5 protein-coding genes are annotated in these 6,420 nt (G+C 49.7%); 4 read left to right on the forward strand and 1 reads right to left on the reverse strand.

Features of this window, described 5'->3' with window-relative positions:
- The 4 genes from Q0R35_RS16505 to Q0R35_RS16520 all read left to right on the forward strand — a co-directional run.
- The coding region (locus Q0R35_RS16505) for a sigma-70 family RNA polymerase sigma factor (protein WP_295620866.1) at positions 1-570 on the forward strand (570 nt) is incomplete at its 5' end.
- Positions 567-1,718 (forward strand): DUF1822 family protein, encoded by a 1,152-nt coding sequence (locus tag Q0R35_RS16510; RefSeq protein ID WP_295620869.1) that lies wholly within the window; start codon positions 567-569, stop codon positions 1,716-1,718. The genes Q0R35_RS16505 and Q0R35_RS16510, both read left to right, overlap by 4 nt.
- Before the next feature lie 11 nt (positions 1,719-1,729).
- Positions 1,730-4,081: a CHASE2 domain-containing protein gene (locus Q0R35_RS16515; protein ID WP_295620872.1), complete on the forward strand. Its 2,352-nt coding sequence runs from the start codon at positions 1,730-1,732 to the stop codon at positions 4,079-4,081.
- Positions 3,988-4,869: a DUF928 domain-containing protein gene (locus Q0R35_RS16520; protein ID WP_295620875.1), complete on the forward strand. Its 882-nt coding sequence runs from the start codon at positions 3,988-3,990 to the stop codon at positions 4,867-4,869. The genes Q0R35_RS16515 and Q0R35_RS16520 overlap by 94 nt, the downstream gene beginning before the upstream one ends.
- A 205-nt stretch (positions 4,870-5,074) precedes the next feature.
- Here Q0R35_RS16520 and Q0R35_RS16525 read toward each other — a convergent pair.
- The coding region (locus tag Q0R35_RS16525; RefSeq protein ID WP_295620878.1) for an MFS transporter at positions 5,075-6,420 on the reverse strand (1,346 nt) is incomplete at its 5' end.

The following is a 6,420-nucleotide window of genomic DNA, read 5'->3' on the forward strand; positions in this document are numbered from 1 at the left end:
TTAATCGGACAGTCATTCGATCGAGATCGCCAAGATTTTCCCCAGGTAACAGCCGCAACTGCTAAAGAAATCGAAAAATGGTTGCTCGATGCGGCGAAAAAGGTGCGGAGTTATCTCTATCCCAGCGTTAATTCTTTAAATGTCAAAAAGGGCGACGATACTGAAGCCGACTGGGAAAGCGATTTAGTCGGCAATGAAGCCGAGCCGATGGAGTATTTAGAGGAGCAAGAAAGCCGAGCCGAACGCCAAACTCAACAGCAGCAAATGGTAGGGGTGTTACAGGAGGCGATTTCCTTACTCGATCCACCCGCGCGTCAGCTTTTGACTTTATATTACCGCGATCGAGCGACTCAACAACAGATCGCCCAGCAACTAGATCTACCGCAATATACCGTATCGCGGAAGTTGAGTAAAGCGCGAGAAACCTTACTCAAAGCAATTTTGATTTGGGGGCAAAACACGCTGCATATTGCCCCAACTTCAGACGTGATAACTTCTATCAGCACGCTCTTAGAAGAGTGGCTAGAATCATTTTACGCCCCAGCCGATCGCCCACCCGAACTGTCATGAATCAACTTATCCCGATTACCCAGCTTGCCTTACCCATTCCCGCACCGATCAGCGATGCGGCTTGGCAACGATCGCAAGTTTATAGCACCAGCGATGCGCGATGGAATTTCTATCTCAACCAGCTTGCTACCGAATTACTCGCCGAGTATTTGCAAGCGGATTTTCCCCAGATTCAGATCTGGCAAGAAACTAATATTTGGCAATTTGTCAGCGGTAGCGTCTTGCAACTAAATCATAAACGGATCGTGCTGTTGCCCTCCAGAGCGATCGATAATAGCGAATTAGTTATCGCTCAGGAATGGCTCGATCTCCCCGCTTGGGCGGGCGATTACTTCATTGCTGTGCAAATCGACCCCGATACCGAAACACTGCATTGCTGGGGCTATTTGACCCATCAGATGATGAAATCGAAGGCACGATATGACCCACTCGATCGCACTTACCAGCTCGATGCCCATCATTTAATTGCTGATGTATCTGGGCTATGGGCGATTCAGTCACTCAATCCCACAGAAGTGACTCAAACGGCGATCGCGCCCCTCGCCAGTGTCAACCCAGTGCAGGCAGCGAATTTACTCCACCGCTTGGCAACAGTCCCCAATCCGCGCTTGGAGATTCCGTTTGCCTTATGGGGCGCGTTGGTGTCCGATCGCCAGTGGAGACAACAATTAGCCCGATTGCGTCAAGGTGAAACTGCCCCAGTTACCGATCTCAATCCAGTTGCCAATCAACTGGGCGGTTGGCTCCAAAATGTATTTGCGCCAGGTTGGCAAGCTGTAGAAGACTTTTTGGGTACAGATGCCGAATTCGCATTGCGCCAAACAGCCACAGCACCGCTACTCGTGCGGCGAGTTAAAGCTTTTGAATTAGACAATAAAGTTTTACTACTATTAATATCGATCGAAACCGAAGCCGATAACCGTCTGGCAATTCAGGTGCAACTTCGCCCGACAGATCGAGTCTCAACGCTGCCCCCAGAGTTAACCTTATCACTGCTGTCGCTCGACGACGAAGTGGTGCGATCGGTAGTGACTCGCGATCGCGATAATGCCATTGGGCTACCTCGGTTTAGATCGAACTCCGGTACGGGATTTAAGATTCAAGTGCGATCGGGCAATACAACCATCTGCGAATCTTTTCTGGTTTAGGGGCGCAAAAGATGGAACGTCTGCTCGTACTAAATTTAGGGAATGGGAATAGCCACAGCGGGTTGCCGAGTATTATCGTGCAACTGTGGGCAGAAGGCAGATCTCAGCCGATGCAGATTGCTGGTAGCTTGCCAGCCATGCCAGAATTAGACCGATTGATGCAGCAGTGGCAAACCTTGTATTTTGCCCTCTACGCTCATTTGGGTTGGCGACGCAGCAATTGCAGCTTTGAATTTGACATTGATGAGGCAGATGTCACCCATATTTCTGAGGCGGAATTTGAATCGGTTTGTCAGGAGTTGCAAGTATGTCTGAATCGCTGGTTGAATAGCGATGGTTTCGGGCAGATCCAACGCCGAATTCGTACTTATCTCAGCCCAGACGATCGGATTCGGATTGCGATCTCCGCCCAGGATGCTAGCGTATTACAACTACCGTGGCATTTATGGCAACTCTTAGAAGATTATCCCACAGCGGAAATTGCCTTGAGTCCGGCTGAATACGATCGATCTCCGTCAGCACCACCCCAAATTAAACCCGAACGAGTCAGCATTCTGGCAATTTTAGGCAATAGTCAGGGCATTGATGTGGAGTACGACAGGCGGATACTATCCCAATTGCCGCAAGCGGAGATCCATTGGCTCATCGAACCCAGTAGCGAACAACTACAATCCCAGCTCTGGGAAGGACGATGGGATGTGCTATTTTTTGCCGGACATAGTTCGAGTCAGGGACGCGGCTGTATGCAAATTAATGCGACCGAAACTTTAACGATCGATCGCCTGAAATATGGTCTAAAACGCGCGATCGCCAACGGACTCAAACTCGCCATCTTCAACTCCTGCGATGGTTTGGGCTTGGCTTGGGACTTAGCAGATCTGCGGATTCCCCAAACGATCGTCATGCGCCAACCCGTACCCGATCGCGTGGCGCAGGCATTTCTGACAACCTTTCTGCAAACCTTTGCAGCGGGTCGATCTCTATATTACTCCGTCCGGGAAGCACGAGAGAAATTACAGCTACTAGAAAGCGAATTTCCCTGTGCAACGTGGCTTCCCGTCATCTGCCAAAATCCGGCGGAACCTGCGGCGGTGTGGGCGGATTGGTGTCAGGCAGTAGTTGAGTTTGAAGTAATACCCCCACCAGCGCGAACTTGGCGCAAATCGCTCATGCGATCGGCAATCGCGATCGCGGCTTGTAGTGCGATCGGTACCGGATTGACACTGGGGGCAAAATCGCTCGGTTGGCTGCAACCATTAGAACTCGCCGCTTACGATCGCCTGATGCAATCTCGCCCGATCGAACCCGCCGATCCGCGCTTATTAATCGTCACCCTCACCGACGAAGATGTGCGGGAACAACGCCGCCAAACGTCGTCGGGGTCGATTTCTGATGGATCTCTAGCCAAACTGCTCCAACTACTCGATCGCGCCCAACCGAGTGCGATCGGCTTAGATATTTATCGAGATTTTGAGACTAAATTACCCGCCCTCAAAACCCAATTAGCCACCAACGATCGGCTAGTTACCATCTGCAAACGCCCCGATGTTCGCGATGATACTACAGGCGTAGCCCCAGCCCCAGAAGTACCACCCGCATCCGTCGGCTTTAGCGATTTCGTCCGCGATGCCGATGGAGCGGTACGGCGACAGCTCGTGGCGATGAACCCCACCTCTACCTCTCAATGTCAAGCGGGCAATGCCTTGAGTACCCTCCTCGCCATGCGTTATTTGAGCGATCGAAATTTGAAGATTGAGTTTTTGCACCAAAGTTTACACATTGGCAAACTCCAGATCGCCCCCCTAGAAGAGAATGCGGGGGGTTATACCGCCCAAGATGCCCAAGGACTCCAAGTGATGCTCAATTATCGTCGTACCGCCCAAGGCATCGCCCAAACCGTCACCCTAGAGCAAGCCCTCTCCGGCGAACTCCCCGCCACCACGATTAAAGATCGAATTATCCTAATTGGTTCTGTCAATCCCAGCAGTAACGATTTTTGGCCGACTCCATTTGGGGCTGGGTTTGCCCAGCAACAGCCTGGAGTCTTCATCCACGCCCAGATGGTCAGTCAAATGCTCAGTGCCGTTCGTGACGATCGCCCGTTACTATATCCAGTTACATTACCACAATCGATCTTCCTCGCGATCGGATCTGCGGCGATCGGTGGGGCGATCGCTTTTACCCAAAAAAATTATTACCGTTGGTTGCTATTAGGAGGCGCGACGATCGCCATTTATGGTATTGCCCTCATCGGCTTGAATAGCGGCTTATGGCTGCCAATTGGGATGCAATCGATCGCGCTCGTCAGCACGTCATTACTGGTTTCTGGATCGCGATCGTTAACAACAAAAGTAAAAATATGAAAACGCCCATTCCGATCGCCAATCGAATCCAAAAAATCGCCCAAAGCTGTTGCCTAACAACGATCGCGCTGTTATCTACAATCGTGACGATCTCTACACTACCAACCATCGCTCAGAGCCAGCCTGCCATCAAACCCAAGCCCAGCCAGAAAATTCGCTGGAAACCACCCATTCCACCCAGTTCGCTCGGCATCCCTGGCAATCGCGCTCAAGGTGGCGGGACGCGCGGGTGCAAGCCGTATCAGGGCATCGCTGCGCTAGTGCCACTCTCACCCCAAAACATCCCGTGGGGACGGACGACTAGCAATCGCCCTACCGTCTGGCTGAATGTGCCTCAAGGATTAGCCAAAGATTTACCGATCGAGATTGCCGTGCGCGAACAAAATGGCAAACCGATCGCCAAACAGTTATTTCTTACCAAAAGTAGCATCTCATCTGGAGCGATTGGGGTCTCTTTTCCAACAACAACATTACTGCAAGGCGATCGCATTTATCGTTGGGAAGTATCTTTATATTGCGATAGCCAAGAGCGTGTCGATCGTCCGCTCGTCGTTCAAGGTCAAATTCAGCGAATTTCGGCACCTGTCAAGCTTACGGCTGCTAAAACCGATCTAGAAACGACGCAAATCTTCGCTGAAAACGGGATTTGGTACGATGCAATTACCCAAATGGGTAACCGTTTAGTCACAGCAAAAGAGCCGGAGTTAACAACTGCTTGGTCGGAATTACTTGCAGCGGCTGGCATTAAGGGCATCGCTCCGATCCAACATTGGAGTGGGCTAAAATAGCCCAACGCACCAAAAATGTAAGTTTAGCAAATATGTCGAAAAGTTACCTTATAAATTGAATCGCTCGTTAGCATGAAGAATCAATCCTCTATTTAGATTTTTGACGCAGTGCAGAAAGTCTACTTTACTCGCTGCGTAATGATTTCAATTGATGTCCTCAATTTCACACTACTTCTGTGTGAACATGTATCACATTTCCTAAGTTTTAAATTTGGTCGGTAAGTTCGACTTCGACAAACCGCAGGCGAGGATATTGATAAGCAAGCAAGGGTAACAACATCGATAAGCCACCGATAATCGTAAATAGTAACCCAATGCCGCGACCGGGGCCGACACCCATCACTACACCGAGCGTACTAGCAAGGGCACCATTTGTCATCATTAATGGCTCAAATACTCGATCGGCTAATGGCCCAGCCAGAATATAGGCGATCGGTTGTAGAATGTAGCTCATCATCCCTTCGATCGCAAATACCCGACCTTGAACTTCAGGATCGACTTTCCGCTGTAGAATAGCTTGACTACAGCAGTTGACAATTGGCGAACCAAAGGCAAATATGAATGCAGCTACAGCGACGAGGGGGACAGAAGCCTGAAAGCCCGTTGCTGCAATACACAATCCACCTAATAATTGAAACCCTAAAATACTATTAATTTGCTGCGATGGCATTCCTCTGGTACTAATTAATAGCGTACTTAATAGCATCCCGATTCCATCAATAAACAAGATGGTACCGAGCATCGCTGGAGAAGTGAATGAGAGGATCAATGGTGTCAGTAGAACGCTAATCATCGACAGGAAAAAGTTGGCAATTGCAAAAAAGCCAATTAATCCGAGTAGTCCAGGTCGAGATTGCAGATATCTTAGCCCATAAGTGAAGCTTGCAAACATTGATTCTTTTTTTTCTTCATCCTCTGCTTCTGAATTGCTAATTCTCGGCGGAAATCTGACGATCGACAGGGTAATAATGGAAACTAGAAAGGTAATAAAGTCAACTAATAACACCCCCTGCAACTGAATTGTTACGAGTAAGGCACCACCGAGAATGGGGGGGAGCAGCATTTTTAACGCATCGGCTAGCTGAGTCAAACCATTGGCACGAGTGAGATCTTCTTTGGCAACTAATTGGGGAATGGCAGCATGATACGCTGGCCATTGCAAACTACCAAAAGCAGAACTAACGGCTACAGCGATATAAATATGCCAGACTGCTAATTTACCAACAAATAACAGGATCGCGATCGCCAGCATCGCCACACCAGCTCCGCAATCACTAATCATCATGCAGTAGCGACGGTTCCATCGATCTGCTAGCGCACCCGCAAATGGGGTAATCAACAGCGGCGGAATCGATCCAAATAAGAAAGCGATGGCAAACTGAGTCACCGAGCCAGTTTTTTGATAGATCCACACATCTAGAGCAAAGCTACTCAAGCCAGAACCGATAATCGAGATCATCTGTCCGAACCAGATGATGCGGAAGAGGCGCATTGTTTTCATTTGATGTGGGGGACGGGGGGGCTGGGTGAATGGGGGGACTGGGGGACGGG

Source organism: Chamaesiphon sp. GL140_3_metabinner_50, assembly GCF_025361915.1.
GTDB lineage: Bacteria > Cyanobacteriota > Cyanobacteriia > Cyanobacteriales > Chamaesiphonaceae > Chamaesiphon.